This window comes from Streptomyces sp. NPDC020996, from assembly GCF_040641355.1.
In the GTDB taxonomy this organism is placed as follows: domain Bacteria; phylum Actinomycetota; class Actinomycetes; order Streptomycetales; family Streptomycetaceae; genus Streptomyces.
Window position 1 is genome coordinate 1 of record NZ_JBFADM010000137.1, and the last position, 3583, is coordinate 3583.

Annotated in this window: 2 protein-coding genes and 1 pseudogene; all 3 read right to left on the bottom strand. The window is 73.2% G+C overall.

Annotation, left to right across the window (positions count from 1 at the left end; genetic code table 11):
- A partial coding sequence (locus AB0G63_RS38925) for a type I polyketide synthase (protein WP_360760591.1) occupies positions 1 to 2579 on the bottom strand: 2579 nt, incomplete at its 3' end.
- Positions 2580 to 2674: 95 nt separating this feature from the next.
- Positions 2675 to 3484 (bottom strand): phosphopantetheine-binding protein, encoded by an 810-nt coding sequence (locus tag AB0G63_RS38930; protein WP_360760594.1) that lies wholly within the window; start codon positions 3482 to 3484, stop codon positions 2675 to 2677.
- 21 nt (positions 3485 to 3505) lie between these two features.
- Positions 3506 to 3583: pseudogene (locus AB0G63_RS38935) on the bottom strand (KR domain-containing protein); the annotation flags it as partial.

Consider the following 3583-nt stretch of genomic DNA (forward strand, 5'->3'; position numbering starts at 1 on the left):
GTCGCATCGGAGGCGTCGATGCTCTCCTGCACGCCGATCGTCAGCACCGGGTGCGCACTGGACTCGACGAACAGACCATGCCCGCGCGCCAGCAGACCCTCCACGGCCTCCTGGAAACGGACCGTCGTGCGCAGGTTCGTGTACCAGTACTCCGCGTCCAACTCCGCACCGTCGACGAAAGCACCGGTCACGGTGGAGAAGAACGGCACCTGGGCGGTGCGCGGCCGGATCCCGTCCAGCAGGCCGATCACCTCGTCACGGATCAGCTCGACCTGCGGGCCGTGCGAGGCGTAGTCCACGTTGATACGCCGGGCGCGCACACCGTCCGCCTCGCAGGCCGCCATCAACTCGTCCAGCGCCTCGGGATCACCCGAAACAACCGTGGACTGCGGACCGTTGACCGAAGCCAGCGCCAGCCGGTCACCGAAGGAAGCGATCCGCTCCCGCACGGCGTCGGCCGTGTCCGCCACCGACACCATCCCGCCCTTACCCGCCAAAGCGATCAGCGCACGAGCCCGCAACGCGGACACCTTCGCCGCGTCCTCCAGGCTCAGCACCCCGGCGACGGCGGCCGCCGCGATCTCGCCCTGCGAGTGACCGACCACCGCGGCCGGCTCCACACCCACCGACCGCCACAACTCCGCCAGCGACACCATCACCGCCCACAGCGCGGGCTGCACCACATCCACGCGGTCGAAGCCGGACGCGCCGTCGACGCCCCGCAGCACATCCAGCAGCGACCAGTCCACGAACCCCGACAGCGCCCGCGCACACTCCTCCAACCGCGCGGCGAACACCGGCGAAGCCCCGTACAGCTCCACCGCCATACCCGCCCACTGCGACCCCTGACCCGGAAACACGAACACCGTGTCGCCCTCGATGCCCGCGGTCCCCTGGACGGCGTGGGGTGTGGTCTCGGCGGCGGCCAGGCGGCCGAGGACGTCGAGGCGTGCCGTGGTGTCGGCGGTGACGATCACGGCTCGGTGGGTGAGGGCAGCGCGGGTGGTGGCCAGGGAGAGGGCCGTGTCGGCGGGCCGGGGCGCGTCGGCGGCGGCGAAGATGCGCATCCGGGCGGCCTGGCCGCGCAGGGCGTCGGCGCTGTGTGCGGCGATCGGCCACGGGACGGGCGTGCCGGATGCCAGCGGTACGGCGGCCGGGGCCGGTCGGGGTTCGGGCCGGGCGAGGGTCGCGGCCTCTTCGAGGACGAGGTGGGCGTTGGTTCCGCTGATGCCGAAGGCGGAGACGGCGGCGCGGCGGGGCCGGTCGTCGTTGGACGTGGTGGGCCAGTCGCGGGTCTCGGTGAGGAGTTCCACCGCACCCGCCTGCCAGTCGACGTGCGGGGTGGGGGCGTCGACGTGGAGGGTCTTGGGCAGGGTGCGGTGGCGGAGGGCCATGGTCATCTTGATGACGCCGGCGATGCCCGCGGCGGCCGCGGTGTGGCCGATGTTCGACTTCAGGGAGCCGAGCCACAGCGGCCGGCCGTCGGGGCGGTCCTGGCCGTAGGTGGCGATGACGGCCTGGGCTTCGATGGGGTCACCGAGGGTGGTGCCGGTGCCGTGCGCCTCGACGGCGTCGATGTCGCGCGGGCGCAGCCGGGCGTTGGCGAGTGCGGCGCGGATGACGCGCTGCTGGGAGGGGCCGTTGGGGGCGGCGAGGCCGTTGGAGGCGCCGTCCTGGTTGACGGCGGAGCCGCGGACGACGGCCAGGACGCGGTGGCCGTCGCGGAGGGCGTCGGAGAGCTTCGCCAGGACGATGACGCCGACGCCCTCGCCCCAGCCGGTGCCGTCGGCGGCGGCGGCGAAGGCCTTGCAGCGGCCGTCGGGCGACAGTCCGCGCTGCCGGCTGAACTCGACGAAGAGGCCGGGTACGGACATGACGCTGACGCCGCCCGCGAGGGCCATGGTGCACTCTCCGTGCCGCAGGGCTTGGCAGGCCCAGTGCAGGGCGACGAGGGAGGAGGAGCAGGCGGTGTCGACGGTGACGGCCGGGCCCTCGAAGCCGTAGTGGTAGGCCAGACGGCCGGAGACGACGCTGCCGGAGGTGCCGGTCAGGGAGTAGCCCTCGGCGCCGTTCTGGGAGTTGTGGCCGCCGACGATGTAGGCGGGGGTGGCGGCGCCTACGTAGACGCCGGTGCGGGTGCCCTTGAGGGAGAGCGGGTCGAGCCCGGAGGCCTCCAGGGCCTCCCAGGAGGTTTCCAGCAGGAGCCGCTGCTGCGGGTCCATGGCCAGGGCCTCGCGCGGCGAGATGCCGAAGAGCCCGGGGTCGAAGTCCGGGGCGTCGTGGAGGAATCCGCCGGAGCGGGTGTAGGTGGTGCCGGGGTGGTCGGGGTCGGGGTGGTAGAGCTCGTCCAGGTTCCAGCCGCGGTCGGTGGGGAAGCCGGAGATCGCGTCGCGGCCCTGCGCCACCAGTTCCCACAGGTCCTCGGGCGAGCGGACGCCGCCAGGGTAGCGGCACGCCATGCCGACGAGAGCGATCGGTTCGCTGCCCCTGTTCTCGGCCTCGGCGAGCCGCTGCCGGGTCTCGTGGAGTTCGGCTGCGACCCGCTTGAGGGATTCGACGAGCTTGTCCTCGTTCGCCATTGCGGCGCGTCCTTCCCTGGCTTTCCCGGCGTTCCTGGGATTCCTGGCTGCTTTTCCTGGCATTGCTGGGGGTGGGTCGTGCGCTGGGCGACGGGTCAGTTCACGCCGAGCTCGTTCTGGATGAAGTCGAGGACTTCTTCGGCGGAGGCGGACTGGAGGCGGTCGGCGACCCGGTCCCCGTCCTCCGCCGGTTCGCCGTGCTGCGGGGTGGCCGCCGACTGCCATCGCCGCAGCATCTCCTCGAGGCGGGCGGCGATCTGGTCGTGCCCGGGGCCGTGCGGGTCGGCGGCCAGGACGGCGGACTCGAAGCGGTCGAGTTCGGCGAGCAGGTTCCCGGTGGGCGCAGGCTGCTCCGCGGGGGCCAGTTCGGCCAGCAGGTGGGCGGCGAGTGCGCCGACCGTCGGGTAGTCGAAGATCAGCGTGGGGGGCAGGCGCAGCCCGGCGGCGGTGGTGAGCCGGTTGCGGAGTTCGACGGCGGTCAGCGAGTCGAACCCCAGTTCCTTGAAGCTGCGCTCGGAGCCGATCGCGCCGGGTGTGCCGTGGCCGAGGACCACGGCGACGTTCGTGCGCACGAGGTCGAGCAGGGCGTGCCGGCGCTCGGCCTCGGGGAGCGCGGCCAGACGCTGCGCCGGCGACACCCCGGCCCCGTCCGTCGCGGCCGTCCGGGCGTCCGTGGTGGCGGCGCGTCGTGCGGTGGTGCGGACGAGTCCCTTGAGCACGGCGGGCAGGGCGCTGCCGCGGGCCTTCTCACGCAGGGCGGAGAGGTCGAGACGCGCGGCGGCGAGGAGCGGTTCGTCCTGCCGGAGGGCGTCGTCGAAGAGGGCGAGGCCCTCCTCGTTGCTCATCGGCAGGAACCCGGACCGTCCGAGCCGCGCGAGGTCGGTGGCGTCGAGGGTGCCGGTCATGCCACTGGACTCGGCCCACTGCCCCCACGCCAACGACACCGCCGGCAACCCACGATGCCGCCGATACTGCGCCAACGCATCCAAGAACGTGTTCGCCGC